The sequence below is a fragment of the Endozoicomonas ascidiicola genome (assembly GCF_001646945.1).
GTDB lineage: Bacteria > Pseudomonadota > Gammaproteobacteria > Pseudomonadales > Endozoicomonadaceae > Endozoicomonas > Endozoicomonas ascidiicola.
In genome coordinates, this window is sequence record NZ_LUTV01000001.1 from 613,848 (window position 1) to 630,331 (window position 16,484).

Below are 16,484 nucleotides of genomic sequence, written 5' to 3' on the forward strand. Positions count from 1 at the left end.
ATTAGCGGTTATACGCTTGCTGATTGATATTGATGAATTTGCTGAAGGGTCAGCGCATGCATATCCGCACCACTTTCATGGGCTTTATGCCATTCGGTAATGTTTGCCAGTGCCTGGTGGAGCGACCATCGTGGTCGCCAGTTCAATCGGGCATAGGCTTTTGAACAGTCCAGTTTCAGGTAATGGGCTTCGTGAGGGTGCTCATTACTGTCGGTTTGCCATTGAGCCTTTTCGCCCCAAAGGCTTGAAAGTTCTTTGGCTATCCAGCTGACGGGTTTGGCATCGTGCAGCTCGGGGCCGAAGTTCCAGGCCTCAGCAAATTCTGGTCCCTGCTCATACAGGTTTTGCGCCAGTTCCAGATAGCCGCTAAGTGGCTCCAGAACATGCTGCCATGGCCGGATTGCATTGGGGTTACGGATAATGGCTGATTGCCTGTTGATAAAGGCATTGAGCATATCAGGGATTAAGCGGTCTTCAGCCCAATCTCCGCCACCTATTACGTTTCCGGCTCTTGCCGTAGCGATGGCCGTTTTGTGCTCGCTGTATTTTTGAGGCGGGAAATAGGAGTTTCGGTAAGAGGCTGACAATAATTCCATGCAGCCTTTGCTGCTGCTGTAAGGGTCAAAGCCTCCCATTGGGTCGATTTCCCGGTAGCCCCAATCCCATTCCCGATTTTCGTAGCATTTGTCGGTAGTGATCAATACGCAGGAGCGAACTGAACCGGCAGTTCGAATAGCTTCCAGCAGGTGCAGGGTTCCCATGACATTGGTTTCATAGGTTTCTACCGGCTCCCGATAGGAGTATCGAACCAATGGCTGGGCTGCCAGATGTAAGACGATTTCCGGCTTTACCTCTTCAATGGCACGCTTTAGGTTTTGGCCATCTCTGATATCTCCGATGGTATGGCTCATGTTTTGTGCCACATTCGCCAGAGAGAACAGTGAAGGTTCAGTTGGGGCAGGCAGGGCGTAGCCGCTGACTTGAGCGCCCAGATCCTGTAGCCAGAGTGCCAGCCAGCTGCCCTTGAAGCCAGTGTGCCCGGTAAGGAAGACCTTTTTTCCCTGCCAGAATGTTTTGCTTATTGCCATGTTTTCCACGGTGCTTTTCCTGACTTCCAGAGTTTTTCTAAAAGAACTTTATCCCGCAGGGTATCCATGGGCTGCCAGAAACCATGATGCTCGTAAGAAGAGAGTTCGCCATCTTCAGCCAGCTTCATCAAGGGTTCTTGCTCCCAGATTGTCTGGTCATCCTTGATATAGTCGATCACCTTTGGGGAAATCACGAAAAAACCGCCATTAATCATGCCACCATCCCCTTTGGGTTTTTCCTGGAATGACTGAACTCTGTGATTATCCAGCGTCAAAGCTCCAAAGCGACCTGGTGGGTAGGTAGCAGTGAGTGTTGCCAGCGTCTGTTGAGCCTTATGGTGTTCAATGGATGCGGTGATATCGATATCACCCACACCATCACCATAGGTAAAACAGAAGGCGTCTTCGTCCTGGAGGTAATCTTTAACCTGTTTTAACCGGCCACCGGTCATTGATTTTTCACCGGTATCCACCAGAGTTACCCGCCAGGGTTCTGCCTTTCGCTGGTGAACATGCATCTGGTTGTCGCGCATATCGAAAGTGACATCCGACATATGGAGGAAGTAGTTAGCAAAATACTCCTTGATAACATAACCCTTATAGCCACAGCAGATGATGAAATCGTTTATTCCATGGGCAGAATACATTTTCAAAATATGCCAAAGGATCGGTTTGCCACCTATTTCCACCATGGGTTTAGGTTTGGTTTCCGTTTCTTCACTGAGTCTGGTGCCGAGGCCACCCGCTAGTATTACCGCTTTCATTTGAATATTTCTTACCTGAAAACCGGGTTAAACAGGTTTTTAACCGGGTTTTTAATGTTATGTTTACAAAGTCAGTTTTAACGGTTGATTGGTGATTTTTCTGTGTGGGTTACAGTATTCACAATGAGTACCCGCCCTTAATTAAAGGTTCCAGTTGCTCAAACCAGAGTTTTGGTTACCGTCGTAGCAAGGGTTTTCAAGGCTCTTCCCTGATACGACCATAACTATCTTCATATCGAACAATATCGTCTTCTCCCAGATACGCCCCGCTTTGAACTTCTATCAGTTCAAGTTCGAGTTTTCCGGGGTTTGCCAGGCGGTGTATTACTCCCACCGGGATGTAGGTTGACTGGTTTTCGGTGAGCAAAATTTCCTGATCCCCGTTGGTCACCAATGCCGTACCCTTGACCACAATCCAGTGTTCTGCCCTGTGATGATGCTTCTGCAGGGATAGCTGGGCACCCGGCTTGACGGTAATGCGTTTGACCTGGTAACGCTCTCCAGAATCAATAGAGTCGTAAGCTCCCCAAGGGCGGTACACCTTTCTGTGCAGTTTGGCTTCTGGCCGTCCCGCAGCTTTTAATTGCTCAACGATCTTCTTAACGTTCTGATCCTGGTCTTTGCTGGCAACCAGTATGGCATCATCACTTTCCGTGATTATCAGGTCATGTACACCTACCGTCGCCACCAGCTTTTTCTCACTGCGCACGTAGGTGTTTTGGGTATCATAAAGAATGACATCGCCTGATATGGCATTACCAAGATCATCTTTTTCAGCAACATCCCAAAGGGATGACCAGGAACCTACGTCTGACCAGCCAGCAGCCAGCGGTATGACCACTGCATCCTGTGTCTTTTCCATAACGGCATAGTCAATCGAATCACAAGGGCAGGCTTTGAAAGCAGCTTCATCAAGGCGAACAAAATCCAGATCCGGGTGTTCAACGGCAATTGCTTTTTCACAAGCTGCCAGAATATCCGGTCGAAACTGCTTAAGCTCTTCCAGGTAACGGGATGCCTTAAACATAAACATTCCAGAGTTCCAGTAATAATCCCCGGAGATCAGATATTGTTCTGCTGTCGCCTGATCCGGTTTTTCTACAAATTCTTCGACAGCCAGTGCCTGAACACTATCTTCTGACTGACAACGACTTTTGATATAGCCATAGCCCGTTTCCGGGTGAGAAGGCACGATACCGAAAGTGACCAGTTTTCCATCCCTGGCAGCAGACACAGCACTTTCCACGGCATGACGAAAAGCCTGCTCATCATTGATCACATGATCAGCTGCCAGCACTAGCAGTATCGAATCCTCTTTATAGTCAGACAGTGCTTTTATTGCTGCCAATGCAACTGCTGGTGCCGTATTTCGACCAACCGGTTCCAGAATAATGGCACTGGCTTCAATTCCCATTTGACGAAACTGCTCAGCGGCTAAAAAACGATGTTCCTCGTTAGCTATCAGCATCGGCTTGGCAAATTCGATAAAACCTTCCAGCCTCGCCACAGTGTTCTGCAACATGGATCGCTTATTGACCAGTGGCAGAAACTGCTTGGGATGGAGCGAACGAGACTGGGGCCAAAGCCGACTGCCCGAGCCGCCAGAAAGAATGACAGGAACTATATTCACGTAGTTAACTCAGTATTTCACAATCACACCGCACGTAGGTGCGCTGCATTTTCAAGAAACCATCGGTATGTCGATGTAAGACCTTCCGACAGGCTGACAGACGCTTCCCAGCCCATATTGTTGATGCAGCTGACATCAAGCAGTTTGCGAGGAGTGCCGTCCGGTTTGCCGGTATCGAAAACGATATCACCCGTAAAACCCACCACTTGCCTCATGGTTTCAGCCAGATCCCGGATGGAGCAGTCTTTGCCTGTGCCCACATTAATATGGGTCATCATCGGCATGGTATTTTCAGCGTAAATGGCCTGATCCAGCTGCATAACATGAACACAGGCTTCAGCCATATCGTTTACATAAAGGAACTCACGTTTGGGAGTGCCAGTACCCCAGACAACTACTGAACTGTCTCCGCGTAATTTGGCCTCATGGAAACGACGCATCATGGCGGGAATAACATGGCTGTTTTCCGGATGAAAATTATCATGCTCGCCATAAAGGTTTGTGGGCATCACTGACCGGTAATCAACACCGTATTGCCGATTATAAGATTCACATAACTTGATTCCGGCTATCTTGGCGATCGCGTATGGTTCATTGGTCGGTTCAAGATGACCATTGAGCAGTGACGCTTCATTCATTGGCTGAGCTGCCAGTTTTGGGTAGATACAACTGGAACCAAGAAATAATAATTGCCTGACACCTGTTGCATAGGCCTGATGGATGATATTGCTCTCCATCATCAGGTTTTCGTAAATGAATTGCGCGGGGTAAACATTATTAGCGTGAATCCCACCGACCTTTGCTGCAGCGAGGTACACCTGGTCAATTTTTTCGCTTCGGAAAAATCCCTGAACATCAGTCTGACTTGTAAGATCCAGTGATTCACGCTCACGGCTGACAATATCAAAACCACCTATGGCGTTCAACTTGCGCACAATAGCGGAACCTACCATGCCTCGGTGGCCTGCTACAAAAACTCTCTTCATAGAATCTTTTCGGTAACCATTCAGTTATTCGCGGGAGACTTTTACATCGTACCCATGAGATTTGAGGAGTGCATGCTGCTTCGCTTTGGCAAGATCATTCTCTACCATTTCGGTCACCATACTTTCAAGCGTGGTAGTCGGCTCCCAACCCAGTTTTGACTTGGCGTGAGATGGGTCACCCAGCAGGGTTTCCACTTCAGAAGGGCGGAAGTAGCGGGGGTCAACCGCTACGATTTTCTGGCCAATTTTTAAGGCTGGGGAATGCTCACCGGTTATATGCTTGACGTAACCACACTCTTCAGTACCCTGACCTTCCCACTCCACCGTTATCCCTAACGCTTTTGCAGTGAATTCAACAAACTGTCGAACTGAGTATTGAATACCGGTAGCGATGACAAAATCCTCCGGTTGTTCCTGCTGCAGCATCAACCATTGCATTTCAACATAATCACGGGCGTGGCCCCAGTCACGTAATGCATCCATATTTCCCAAGTAGAGACAATCTTCCAGTCCTTGAGCAATATTGCACAGACCCCGGGTAATCTTGCGGGTGACGAAAGTTTCACCTCGGCGGGGAGACTCATGGTTGAACAGAATACCGTTACAGGCGTAAATGCCGTAAGACTCACGGTAGTTCAGCGTTATCCAGTATGCATAAAGTTTGGCAACTGCGTACGGAGAGCGAGGATAGAAAGGCGTCGACTCTTTTTGGGGAGTTTCTTGTACCAGGCCATAAAGTTCGGAGGTTGATGCCTGGTAAAAACGGGTTTTCTTTTCCATCCCAAGAAAGCGGATAGCCTCCAGCAAACGAAGTGTGCCCAGGGCATCAATATCGGCCGTGTATTCCGGTGACTCAAAAGATACTGCAACATGGGATTGTGCTGCCAGATTATAGACTTCATCCGGCTGAACTTCACTGATGATACGCGTCAGGTTGGAACTGTCACTCAGGTCACCATAATGTAATTTGAAATCTTGATTTTCTCTATGAGGGTCTTGATAAATATGATCCACACGCTCTGTGTTAAATGAAGATGACCGTCGTTTTATTCCATGTACTTCATAACCTTTATCAAGCAAGAACTCGGCAAGGTAAGAGCCATCTTGCCCTGTTATGCCTGTGATCAGGGCAGTTTTTTTTGACATAGAAATATCCTTTAAAAAAGGGCTTTACATCTTAGCTAAATTTTTAGGTAGTGGGCTATGACTTAGGGAAAAATCATGAAGCCCCGCACCCTACGAGGACTTCAGAAAGATATTCAGTGTTCATAGCAGCCTTTTTCATCTTCCGCTTTAAGCCTGCTTTGAATGTTTTAGTATTGTTCAACATATTAACGGCCATATGTCGAAAGCCAGAGAGCATTTCAGCGGCATTGCCTCTTCTGATTCGACAATCATCTTCACGCATTGCAACGTCCATTTTCCAGTGGAGCTTATTTTCAATGGCCCAGTGCTCTCTTGCAGCATGTGCAAATTCTTCGGCGGTTAATTCTGCAGAAGATATATAATAACGAACACTAATATCGTCAACGTTAAATGTATCAAAAAACCGGGGTCAAGTCTTTCATCGTGCACACAGAAACCGGGGTCACAGAAACCGGGGTCAGGTCTTTCATCGTGCATATTCATTGTCGTGTATTTGAAAAAATGAGCCTGTTGCAAAACAGATGCTCAGTCTTGTCTATTCAATTTATCAATTAAACCCTGAACACTGCTCGCTAATGCGGGCAAATCATTCTGAATGGTTTGCCAGACAATGGGTAGGTCAACTTTAAAGTAGCCGTGAGCCAGAGAATTTCTCATTTCATAGGCATAAATAAAAGGTACATCGTTGTGATCTTTAACAAATTGAGGAAAGTGCTTATCCACGTTGTGACTTGCTTCACCAATAATTTCAAGGTTCCGGATAAAAAAACCGGGGTCAAGTCTTTCATCGTGCACACAGAAACCGGGGTCACAGAAACCGGGGTCAGGTCTTTCATCGTGCATATTCATTGTCGTGTATTTGAAAAAATGAGCCTGTTGCAAAACAGATGCTCAGTCTTGTCTATTCAATTTATCAATTAAACCCTGAACACTGTTCGCTAATGCGGGCAAATCATTCTGAATGGTTTGCCAGACAATGGGTAGGTCAACTTTAAAGTAGCCGTGAGCCAGAGAATTTCTCATTTCATAGGCATAAATAAAAGGTACATCGTTGTGATCTTTAACAAATTGAGGAAAGTGCTTATCCACGTTGTGACTTGCTTCACCAATAATTTCAAGGTTCCGGATAACGGCATCCTGAATAAGTGTGTTTTCGTAAAAATCTTGCTCACTCTTTAATTTAGAGATGTACTCTTGTATTCGCTCAACTGCCTCAACGATGTGAGAAAGATACTCCACCAGCCTCAGTGCATTTTTCCGTTTCATATAGGCTTTGCCTGGGCAAGTACTTCTTCTCTGATTGTGTCTGAGAGTGAGCCTGGCGTCAGAACATCGACTTCGACACCAGTTAGCAGCTTGAGCTTGTGACGAATAGCACCAATATCGAACAGGCTCATGCCCTGATCAGGGTCAATCAGTATATCCAGATCACTGGTTTCGGTGTCGGTTCCATTCAGTACAGAGCCAAATACTCTAGCATTAGCCGCTTTGTGCTCTTTTATGATGGTTTTGATATTTCCCCGGTATTTTTCCAGTGCTGCCGATGGTTTCATGGGGTGCCTCAGCCAGTAATCGTTGCTATATCTACTCTAACATATCTATTTATGTTGTCTTCTTTAGTCTGGCCACTTTTCTGGCCTTGGTTTATCTGGTATTGCCTCCGGAGTCTGACCATGATTGTAAAACCGAGGTCATAAAACCGGGGAAAACCGCGAAAACCGGGGTCAGGTCTTTCATCGTGCATCTTTAGTTTTTTGGTCTACATATCCCTTTCCACCAATAAAAATGAAGTAAACGGATATGAGTAGACCTTTACGTATTCAGCACGCAGGTGCGTTGTACCATGTCACTTCTCGCGGTAATGAACGAAAGCCCATTTACCGTGAAGACGCAGACTTTCAATTATTTCTCGCAACACTTTCAGAAGTGTGCGATCGCTTTAACTGGGTTATTCACTCATTTTGCCAAGATTGGGGGGCAAGTCTTGATTCTTGACAACGAAAATAGAGTCCAGAAAAATACGTACCAAAGTTGAGATACTGAACGACAAGTGACAGCAATAAGAAGAGTCACGTACCGTTCATTGAATGTCAGTATTAATGCGCTTCTGATAATCAGGAAGGCATCCGGTCACCATACAACCGTTGGCCTCATTGTGCGCACCTTCGGTGACAATGGTTAACCAACAATACTGAGATAGCGATTCAAAGTCTCTTCCTGGAGGCGGGCCATCATTTCAATAAAGCTTTCGTAGCTCTTTTGGCTATGGGCTTTATCCAGCGCTTCATAATAGGCCAGCCGGCTCTCTTTTCGGATGATGACCGGTAAGTAGCCACTGCCCATTAAATCAAAATTCATTAATAGCCGGGCGGTTCGCCCATTGCCATCCACAAAAGGATGAATACCCACAAAATCCACATGCAGCCGGGCAGACCTTTCCAGTGGGTGATAGCTCAAAGGGTCAGAGCTTTGCTGATACCATTCCACCAGTTCATTCATCCGCTGTGGCAAGTGGTAATGGTCCGGAGGCGTGTGCTCTGCACCCGCAATGATGACATTCTCCTGCCGGTACCGCCCTGCATTGTCATCATCTATATTTTTCAGCACTAACTGGTGAATGCTTTTTACCAGCCTTTCACTTAATGGCTCATTCCTTCCTATCAGGGATTCCACCCAGTCAATAGCCTCACGGTGGTTAATGGCCTCAAAATGTTCCCGAAGGGTTTTGCCACCAATGGTTATGCCCTCAAGCACTACCTTGGTTTCTTTCAGGGTTAACGTGTTTCCTTCAATGGCATTTGAGTGGTATGTCCATTCCAGTACCAAAGCCTCATGGAGTGACCGGACGCTCTCTTTCGGCAGCGGCCTTAAGGCATCAAGTTGTTGCTTAAGCGCATCAATTTTGTCAAAGCGGTATTTATTATTCATCAGGCCAAGCCTTAATCATAACGATAACTGAAAAAACCGGGGTCAGGTCTTTAAAAACCGGGGTCAGGTCTTTCATCGTGCATTTCCGACCTAATGGTCTACTTTTCAATTTCTGAATAAATATAAAAGTGGTACCAACGAGGCGTATGCACCAATGAACAAAAAACAACGTGAAAGAATGGCTGCTCTTAGTTGCGATCTTGTGAAGCTTCCTTTGGGTGGAGCTGTGCTCTACCCGATCTTTCAGGAGAGCATGATTGCTGCTATTGTCTTCTTTGGACTGGCCACTTCTCTGGCCTTGGTTTATCTGGCATTACTTCTGGAGTCTGACCATGATTGAAATGAACGCATTCGCCTGGACTCTGGCTATTCTCTTCACAACCGTCTGTGCAATTGTATTGTGGGTTAAATATCTGGATCATAAAAAATAATTGAGCGTTGCTGTTCTCAGGAGGCTTTCATAGCTAGCTTAATGGTCTACTTTCCTTAGATCACTAATAAATATTAAGTTAAGGAAATGAGTAGACCTCTACGTATTCAGTACGCCGGTGCGTTGTACCATGTCACTTCTCGCGGCAATGAACGAAAGCCCATTTACCGTGAAGACGCAGACTTTCAATTATTTCTCGCAACACTTTCAGAAGTGTGCGATCGCTTTAACTGGGTTATTCACTCATTTTGCCTGATGACCAATCATTATCATCTGGTATTGGAAACGCCCGATGCCAATCTCTCTCAAGGTATGCGACAACTTAATGGTGTTTATACCACTCGCTTCAACCGGAAGTACGGCAGAGTCGGTCATCTTTTTCAGGGGCGCTATAAAGCCATTCTGGTGGATAAAGACGCTTATCTTATGGAGCTGAGCCGATATGTGGTGTTGAACCCGGTCAGAGCCAGAATGGTGGAAGCCCCGAATGATTGGCCATGGGGCAGTTTCTGCTATACCACCTGTTTATTCGATTCTCCGCCCTGGCTGGCGACGGACGCTACGCTTCGTTACTTTGGCACTGATCGTGATGATGCCATTCTGAAGTTTGCCCAATTTGTTGCCGAAGGTGTCGGCATCAATATCTGGGAGCATCTTAAACAGCAGATTTACCTGGGCAGTGATGAGTTCATCAACACCCAGCTGGCTTATCAGCCTAAAGGTAATGGGGTGCTTTCAGAAGTTCCTCATAAGCAGCAGCGAAAGTCGCCACCTTCTTTACGCTCTTTTATGGATGCGACCAATCATCGAAACGAAGCGATAGTTGCTGCGTTTAATTCTGGTGGTTATACCTTGTCGTCGATTGCTGGTTTTTTTGGTTTGCATTATTCCACTGTGAGTAGGATTGTGCGACTGCATGCTAGCAGTCAAAACGTCCAATAGATCAGGGATTGTGCTTCCAGAGCACTTGATAATTCGACAAAATATTGGTGCGGAACTGTTCCGGTATACTGTGCCAGGCCAGAGCCTGAACAATGATTGGAATATTGGAATCTCGCAGCGTTTCTATAAATAAAGACAATTGCTCGTAGTCATCGCCTTTATCCTGTTCCGGCGGGAAGTGCACCACCAAATCCAAATCACTGGTGTCGTGATTGGTTCCTTTCACCCGGCTGCCATAGGCCCAAATTTCGGTACCTTCTGCAAACACCTTTTTTGCAATCTCACAGATGGCTTCCCGGTCTTTATCTCTCAGGTCAATCATCTGCCACCCTTTTTGTGTGTTGACTGATTGACTGTTCCAAAGCGGTTGCATCTTTTATGAAGTCTGGTAATAGCTGCAAGGTGTATTCAGCAAATTTTTTACCGTAGTCGTGGGCTGTGTTGTTGCGATTGTCTCGATATTTGAGCCAACGTTCTGCCTGCTCCAGAGTTAATAGATCGTGTTGCGCGGCCTGGCGGAATGCTTCTTTAAATACCATGCGGTCAACTGCTTTAGGGCTGTGCGCAAAGTCTTTCAGGCATTTTCGTAATAATTTACCGGCCTGCTCCAGTATAATTTCAAACTCTTTGACACAGGCTGAACGGTACATTTCATATTCAATGCTGCTTTCCTCAACCTGAGTCACCATGGAAGAGGCTTTAGCCAGTGTCTCGATACAGCGTTTGAAAAAACTGGTGTCTATTGTCATGCCTGCTTGCCTGTTAACAATTTTTTGTATTCGCTGTTTATGTTATCAGAAAAGCAGCGGTTATCCGCACGGTAGAGTAGCACATGTGATGCAGGGGGTATTTCTTCAGTCTCTTCCAATATGAAATGAGCCTGAACGAAGTCCTTATTTCCAAAATGAAATGAGCCTGTGACTTCTGATCTTTCGTCCAAAATTACTGGATGAAAATCATAATGGACACACGACTCATCAAATCGCTCCAGCAGGTGGAAGAGCTTCTTCAGGCTACACCGAAGATACAGCCTGGCTGGAAGTCAAAAGACGAGTGTTATCAATGGATTGCAGACACTCTCAATCACTTTCGCTACCGCACCCTGAACAAGCCTGAAAAAGGGTTGATCAAACGCTACCTGACCGTGGCTTCAGGCTATTCTAGAGCGCAAATAACCCGGCTAATCAAAGAATATCTGGCTCTGGGGCTTCTCAAGCGCAAACAACGAACCGCTAAGGGATTCGAGACAAAGTATTCCAAGGCTGACATTCGTCTTCTTGCTGAGACTGACCGGCTGCATAATGGCCTGAATGGGCCCGCAATAAAGAAAATCTGTGAGCGTGCATATCAACGTGGAGATGGTCGCTATAAGCGACTGGCTGGCATCTCTGTTTCGCACCTCTACAACCTGCGTCAGTCAAAGACTTATCAAACAGTTCGCTTGCATAAAAACGTCACCCGACCTGTAAAGCGTGCTATTGGTACTCGACGCAAGCCACGACCCAATGGTCAACCCGGTTACATCAGAATTGATACAGTGCATCAGGGCGATAAGGATAAGGTCAAAGGGCTTTATCATATCAATGCGGTGGATGAAGTTACTCAGTTTCAGGTGGTCTGCACAGTTGAACGGATCAGTGAGCACTTTCTGATACCTGTACTTGAAGAGCTGCTGGCGACTTTCCCCTTTAAAATACAGGGTTTTCACTCCGATAACGGCTCTGAGTACATCAACTATCCGGTGGCAGGTTTATTGGACAGCCTCTATATAAAATTCACAAAATCCAGGTCACGAAAAACAAACGACAATGCACTGGTTGAATCAAAAAACGGAGCAATCATCAGAAAGATGTTGGGCTATGCTCATATACCTCAACACCATGCTGCAGAAGTGAATGCGTTTAACAAAAATTACCTGACACCCTACATCAATTTTCACCGGCCTTGCTTTTTCCCGGAGACGATAACTGATGAAAAAGGCAAAGAGAGAAAACGCTACCTCTACGAAAACATGATGACGCCTTATGAAAAACTGAAATCCTTGCCTGACTGGACACAATATTTGAAGGAAGGAACTCCGCCGCATGCATTGGAGTCAAAGGCTGAATCAATGAGTGATAACGAGGCTGCCCAGCAACTGCAGTCTGCCAGAGAATCACTGTTTCAAGGCATCTTTAAGCGAAAGGCCTGAAATCATGGGTTTATACTTTTTTCAGGCTCATTTTGGGATTGGAAAATTCTTCTTCCTCAATACTTCGGCGGGTTCCTTTCATCATGCGCGGGCGTTTTCAGCCGGTTTTTCAGCATGTCTATTTACCTGCGTACTGAATTTTTTGATCCATTCATTACACAACCATGCACTGATATACCCACTTGTTCAAGCCGACGCCCTGCATCCAGCACGTCTTCTATACGATTGTTGAGCACATTGACAACCATTAAATTAGTGGCACAGTGCTCGCCCACAAGAGCGGCATCGGTCACAGGCAATACTGCTGGTGTATCAATCAGTACCACGTCGTATTCTTTGGAGAAGCGTTCAAGCAGCTCAGCAAAAGCCTGGCTAGCCAGCAGTACGGTTGGGTTGTCCTGCTTGCTTCCGGCAGGTAGCAGGTGTAACTGATCGTTGATTTCCACAATGTGATTACTGCCCGGTTTTGCCAACCTATCTGCAAGGCCTGAGCCCGACTTAACGTTGAAATAATTGACCAGGTTATCTTTTCGTATATTCCCATCAACCAGTAGTACTTTTTTCCCTATCTGAGCCAACAGTTCTGCCAGATTCGCAGTAATAAAACTATTGCCCGCACCACTTAATGGGCTGGTGACCATAACCCGATTATTGTCTGCCTTGGCGAGATCGTACAGCAGGTTTGTGCGAAGTGTTCGCAGGTTCTCAACGGATTGATCAGAAGGGGAGACGTTAGCCAGTAATGACTGATCCCCTGTGGTCTTCTGGGGCGCTTTACTGTCGAAACGATTTTGCTGATCACTGAATGGAACCGTGGCGTAGACAGTGTAGGGTGTTAATTTTTCCAGTTGCTCTGCCTTCAACTCTTGGTTGAACATTGCCCGGACAAAGACGATGCCTACACCCATCATGCCACCCAGTAATGTGGCCAGTACAAGAATCAGTGATTTCTTGGGTTTAACAGGCGCTATTGAAGACTGGGAATAACTTAATACACTAACACTGCCATTTTCAGCATTCCATGCTAATGCCGCATTAAGTGCGTCAAGGTAATTTGCCAAATCTTCATATTTAGCACTCAGCAGATTCAGAACTTTGAGTTGTTCATCTTGGATTACGACCATTTGTTGTGCAGCTATTTTATCAGCATTCTGAGTTGATACCATTCCGGACTTTGATAAAAACTCATAACGTGCCTGTGCAAGATCCAACCTTTCTTTTAGTTGGTGCAGGGATAGCTCTACTTGTTGCTTTTCTCCTGTCAGACTTTTTGATTCTTTCTCAAATTGATGGCTTAGGTATTGATCAATGAGAGCATCAAGGATTTTCCTGTCGTTCTCTGGTTCAGAACCAGCTAAAGTCAGGGTGATAATATTTGTATTTTTGCCCTGCTCCGAGACGGACAGTGAGCTAAGCAGATTAGCCATGACTTGCTGTGTACTTTGTTTTTCCAATAGAAATTCAGCATTCGCCTGGCTATTCAGTTCAGTTACTAGAATTTCGACATTCCCACCCTCTTGTATCGCCTTGCTTACCTCACCGGCTTTACCCGTCAGGATCGTTTTTCCATCTTGCTTCAATTGGTATGTACTATTTTCCGTGGTGATCAATAGGTAAGGCTTGCCGATCATTCCATCTGGTACTGTAAACGTAGCTACTTTTATTTTTGTGTTGGTTCCTGCTCTCTCATATGGCAGCACGGATATATCCAATTTTTCTTTTGCAATGATCGCTTCTATCACTGCCGAACTTTTTATCACTTCCATAGCACTGGTAGCGTTCCGCCCACTTCCTGGTTGGGCGATCTCTGTAATGTAGGCAGGAGAAGGCAGCTGCAACATAGCTGTTGTGTTATAGATTGATGGAACGATCAACAAGTAGAGGAAAGCCCCTAAAGCAAACAACAGAGTGCTACCTATAATCCACCACTTCCCCCGAAATAAAATGGTGAAGATTTCCGAAAGACTGATGAGGTCATCGTCCTGATAAGGTTGGTTTTGGTATTGATTCATGGACGTCTAATGGTCGGAGTTAGCGAAGAAAGAATTGCGAGAATTGCTGACCTTTATCGGTGAGTGCAAAGATGGTTTCTCCCTGCCGGTCTTTCACCTTCATTACCAGCCCGTATCGATGAGCTGCGCAGACAGAATTGCTGCTGCACAGTTTATTCAGAGCATTGACCGCCTCTGTGTTGTGGCCACCGCTGATCGTTTCAATATCATTCCAGTGGACTATGGGTTGTGTGACGATAAGCGCAAAGATCTTAAAGTCAGTCATGGTCATGCCACTTAACGCCATCTTCAGGGTTTTGAAGAGCCGTGTATCGTTTAAAAACTGGGCTAGTTGAACTTTTTTGCGAGCATCCAGTCCATTAATGGAAGCGGATGCCATTGAATGTGGTTTGACAGTTGCCATAGGGAGTTCACTAGATTGATCGGGAAAGGTTGTTCTGGTGACGTTTGTGTTGGTAAAAGTAGACGAGCACTGCCGAGCGTTAAGTGAGAACGGTTATATGCAGCAGCTGGAAGCGATTACCTTATTTTTTGACACACTACCGTCCCTCATTTTCGGTGATTAATGCAACACCATTTTAAAATGTAAAACCTGATCGCTGCTTGCGCCGGGGCGGATGCAGTGGACACCAAAATTCTCTGGGCCATAGAGAATGGGTATCAGGTTTGGGTAGTGTTTACAGAGCCGTTAAGAAACGGTTCTGTATCGATTATCTCCGCTGTACTCACAAGGAGTTTCGCGGCGCTTATCTTATCATCTAGCGATTACTATATAAAGATAGGAGGCGCTTGGTATTTATAGAAATGGATTGCAGGTTAATACAAGAAATGTCGTATATTTATTTGGTATAAATACTGGTTGTTTAGGGTGTTTGCAGGCTTAAGTCTTCCTGTGTGGGGTACTGGTACAGTATTTATGATAATGGGTAGATCAAGATATTTGATTATTTATTGGTAGTAGGCCGTATTGCTGCTGTTATGAAGGCATTTTGTTTGAGGCCTGTTGGCTTATTGGTTAGGTCAGTGGGCAATGACAAGCCCGGTTACGCGAGATTAATAACCGGTTAATGCTGATATGGCCAAATGTTTCCGCTCTGGGCTGGTGTGGAGATACTTGGCGGTGACATCCAGAGATTCGTGGCCCATTAATTCCTGAATAGTGACCAGGTCGACCCGAAGTTCGGCAAGCCGGGTGCCGAAGGTGTGGCGCAGACCGTGGAAGTCGATTTTACCGGTAAGCCCAGCGGCTTCTCGAGCCCAGTACCAGCGGCGATCGATGAATTTTTCGCAGGCGCGCCTTCCGGCTGTGTTGGGAAAGACCAGTTCTGTATGCCCTGTCTGGTGGAGCCAATCGTTCAGTACTGCGGCTGAGGTGTCATTCATTGGGATGTAGCGGGTTTGGAGTGACTTGGTGCGGGTTTTTCTGGTTTGATAGTCATCTGAATGTTCTCCCATGCCCACTACGGTGATGACTCCGGATGCAAAATCGATGTCGTTTACTTTCAGGTTAAGGAGTTCGCCTTTGCGCATACCGGTGTTAACAGCAACCATGATCAGCGGGCGAAGGAGGTCGGCATATTTGCCTTCGGTCTGTTTATCCAGCTTGCGGCGGTATTCATCGTATTCATCAAGACCGGCCATCAGCCGTTGTTCGTACTCTCGGGTGAGGTATTTAATTTTTTTGTTTTTGTCTTCCCTGAGGCGCTTAACCTCTGACATGGGTGTTTTCTCCAGATAGCCAGCTGCAACGGCTTTGGTGAGAAGCCCCCGGAGGTCGTTCATGATGCGGTTGCCACCGGAGGGGGCGCCGGGGTAGTTGTTGAGCCATTTGGTCATATCGAAGGCGGTGATATTGACCAGAGGTTTGTTCAGCCATTTGGCAAAATATTTTTTGATGCTCTTTTCTGCAGCGTCAGCGGATGCTTTGGGGGTGACGGTTCTGTATTCGCCTTCCAGAAAAGCCAGCAGGGTATTTTGCCTTTGTTTTTGGATTTCCCTGCGACGTTCGTGTTTCTTTTCCTGAGGATCGTTTCCCATTGCCACTTCACCTGCGGAAGCTTTAGCCATGGTTTTTGCCTGCTCGACAGTGACTTCCCCATGACGACCAAGAGGGTGTTTGCGATTGGTGCCGTTAACGGGAGATTTATATTCGTAAACCAAAATAAAACCGATGGTTTCAAGTGAGTTTTGGTTTATAGTGCTTATTTGATGCGTAAGCCCTGGTAATTATACGTCTTGAATCGTTTTTCGTTTCATGCTTYGGATCAATTTATCTGCTCATTTAGAACCGTATGTTTCAAATGAGTTTTGGTTTAGATATGGATTTTCCTTTGCCAAAAGGTGTAACAGTCCCTTATAGGGACTGTT

18 protein-coding genes and 1 pseudogene are annotated in these 16,484 nt (G+C 46.1%); 4 read left to right on the forward strand and 15 right to left on the reverse strand.

Annotated features, from left to right (window positions below; translation table 11 throughout):
* Positions 1-8: 8 nt before the first annotated feature.
* From rfbG to AKL11_RS02410, 9 genes and pseudogenes are all read right to left on the reverse strand, one after another.
* The gene (gene rfbG, locus AKL11_RS02370; protein ID WP_067515354.1) at positions 9-1,088 is read right to left on the reverse strand and encodes a CDP-glucose 4,6-dehydratase; all 1,080 of its coding nucleotides are present in this window, start codon (positions 1,086-1,088) and stop codon (positions 9-11) included.
* A complete protein-coding gene (gene rfbF / locus AKL11_RS02375; RefSeq protein ID WP_067515013.1) occupies positions 1,079-1,852 on the reverse strand; it encodes a glucose-1-phosphate cytidylyltransferase in 774 nt (257 codons plus the stop codon). Before rfbF ends, rfbG begins: the two co-directional genes overlap by 10 nt.
* A 196-nt stretch (positions 1,853-2,048) precedes the next feature.
* Positions 2,049-3,482 carry a mannose-1-phosphate guanylyltransferase/mannose-6-phosphate isomerase gene (locus tag AKL11_RS02380; RefSeq protein ID WP_157673368.1) on the reverse strand — a complete coding sequence of 478 codons (1,434 nt, stop codon included), beginning with the start codon at positions 3,480-3,482 and terminating at the stop codon, positions 2,049-2,051.
* Between the two features lie 23 nt (positions 3,483-3,505).
* The gene (fcl, locus tag AKL11_RS02385) at positions 3,506-4,468 is read right to left on the reverse strand and encodes a GDP-L-fucose synthase (protein WP_095210097.1); all 963 of its coding nucleotides are present in this window, start codon (positions 4,466-4,468) and stop codon (positions 3,506-3,508) included.
* Positions 4,469-4,492: 24 nt separating this feature from the next.
* On the reverse strand, positions 4,493-5,614 hold the full coding sequence (gene gmd, locus AKL11_RS02390; RefSeq protein WP_067515015.1) for a GDP-mannose 4,6-dehydratase: 1,122 nt from the start codon (positions 5,612-5,614) through the stop codon (positions 4,493-4,495).
* Positions 5,615-5,687: 73 nt separating this feature from the next.
* Positions 5,688-5,993: pseudogene (locus AKL11_RS02395) on the reverse strand (ISAs1 family transposase); the annotation flags it as partial.
* A 146-nt stretch (positions 5,994-6,139) separates the two neighbouring features.
* Complete coding sequence (locus tag AKL11_RS02400; protein ID WP_216636748.1) at positions 6,140-6,457, reverse strand: HepT-like ribonuclease domain-containing protein; 318 nt, start codon at positions 6,455-6,457, stop codon at positions 6,140-6,142.
* Between the two features lie 48 nt (positions 6,458-6,505).
* Positions 6,506-6,880: a HepT-like ribonuclease domain-containing protein gene (locus tag AKL11_RS02405; RefSeq protein ID WP_067515017.1), complete on the reverse strand. Its 375-nt coding sequence runs from the start codon at positions 6,878-6,880 to the stop codon at positions 6,506-6,508.
* Positions 6,877-7,167 (reverse strand): nucleotidyltransferase family protein, encoded by a 291-nt coding sequence (locus tag AKL11_RS02410; protein ID WP_067515018.1) that lies wholly within the window; start codon positions 7,165-7,167, stop codon positions 6,877-6,879. The genes AKL11_RS02405 and AKL11_RS02410 overlap by 4 nt, the downstream gene beginning before the upstream one ends.
* Before the next feature lie 247 nt (positions 7,168-7,414).
* Between AKL11_RS02410 and AKL11_RS02420 the strand changes: the two genes are divergently transcribed.
* Positions 7,415-7,609 (forward strand): transposase, encoded by a 195-nt coding sequence (locus tag AKL11_RS02420; protein ID WP_095210099.1) that lies wholly within the window; start codon positions 7,415-7,417, stop codon positions 7,607-7,609.
* Between the two features lie 183 nt (positions 7,610-7,792).
* On the opposite strand, the gene AKL11_RS02425 is transcribed toward AKL11_RS02420, so the two are convergent.
* Positions 7,793-8,542, reverse strand: a complete 750-nt coding sequence (locus tag AKL11_RS02425) for a Fic family protein (protein ID WP_067515021.1) — start codon at positions 8,540-8,542, stop codon at positions 7,793-7,795.
* A 154-nt stretch (positions 8,543-8,696) separates the two neighbouring features.
* Between AKL11_RS02425 and AKL11_RS02430 the strand changes: the two genes are divergently transcribed.
* Positions 8,697-8,882, forward strand: coding sequence for a hypothetical protein (locus AKL11_RS02430; RefSeq protein ID WP_067515022.1), 186 nt, complete (start codon positions 8,697-8,699; stop codon positions 8,880-8,882).
* A 177-nt stretch (positions 8,883-9,059) separates the two neighbouring features.
* Positions 9,060-9,914 (forward strand): transposase, encoded by an 855-nt coding sequence (locus tag AKL11_RS02435; RefSeq protein WP_067515023.1) that lies wholly within the window; start codon positions 9,060-9,062, stop codon positions 9,912-9,914.
* 1 nt (position 9,915) lies between these two features.
* On the opposite strand, the gene AKL11_RS02440 is transcribed toward AKL11_RS02435, so the two are convergent.
* The gene (locus AKL11_RS02440) at positions 9,916-10,236 is read right to left on the reverse strand and encodes a nucleotidyltransferase family protein (protein WP_067515024.1); all 321 of its coding nucleotides are present in this window, start codon (positions 10,234-10,236) and stop codon (positions 9,916-9,918) included.
* Positions 10,229-10,663 (reverse strand): nucleotidyltransferase substrate binding protein, encoded by a 435-nt coding sequence (locus AKL11_RS02445; protein WP_067515025.1) that lies wholly within the window; start codon positions 10,661-10,663, stop codon positions 10,229-10,231. The genes AKL11_RS02440 and AKL11_RS02445 overlap by 8 nt, the downstream gene beginning before the upstream one ends.
* 212 nt (positions 10,664-10,875) lie before the next feature.
* Between AKL11_RS02445 and AKL11_RS02455 the strand changes: the two genes are divergently transcribed.
* A complete protein-coding gene (locus tag AKL11_RS02455) occupies positions 10,876-12,105 on the forward strand; it encodes an integrase catalytic domain-containing protein (protein ID WP_216636608.1) in 1,230 nt (409 codons plus the stop codon).
* 122 nt (positions 12,106-12,227) lie between these two features.
* Here AKL11_RS02455 and AKL11_RS02460 read toward each other — a convergent pair whose 3' ends face one another.
* From AKL11_RS02460 to AKL11_RS02470, 3 genes are all read right to left on the reverse strand, one after another.
* Complete coding sequence (locus AKL11_RS02460; RefSeq protein ID WP_095210101.1) at positions 12,228-14,117, reverse strand: polysaccharide biosynthesis tyrosine autokinase; 1,890 nt, start codon at positions 14,115-14,117, stop codon at positions 12,228-12,230.
* Positions 14,118-14,136: 19 nt separating this feature from the next.
* On the reverse strand, positions 14,137-14,520 hold the full coding sequence (locus tag AKL11_RS02465) for a hypothetical protein (RefSeq protein ID WP_067515029.1): 384 nt from the start codon (positions 14,518-14,520) through the stop codon (positions 14,137-14,139).
* A 650-nt stretch (positions 14,521-15,170) separates the two neighbouring features.
* The gene (locus tag AKL11_RS02470; protein WP_157673369.1) at positions 15,171-16,277 is read right to left on the reverse strand and encodes a tyrosine-type recombinase/integrase; all 1,107 of its coding nucleotides are present in this window, start codon (positions 16,275-16,277) and stop codon (positions 15,171-15,173) included.
* Between the last annotated feature and the right edge of the window lie 207 nt (positions 16,278-16,484).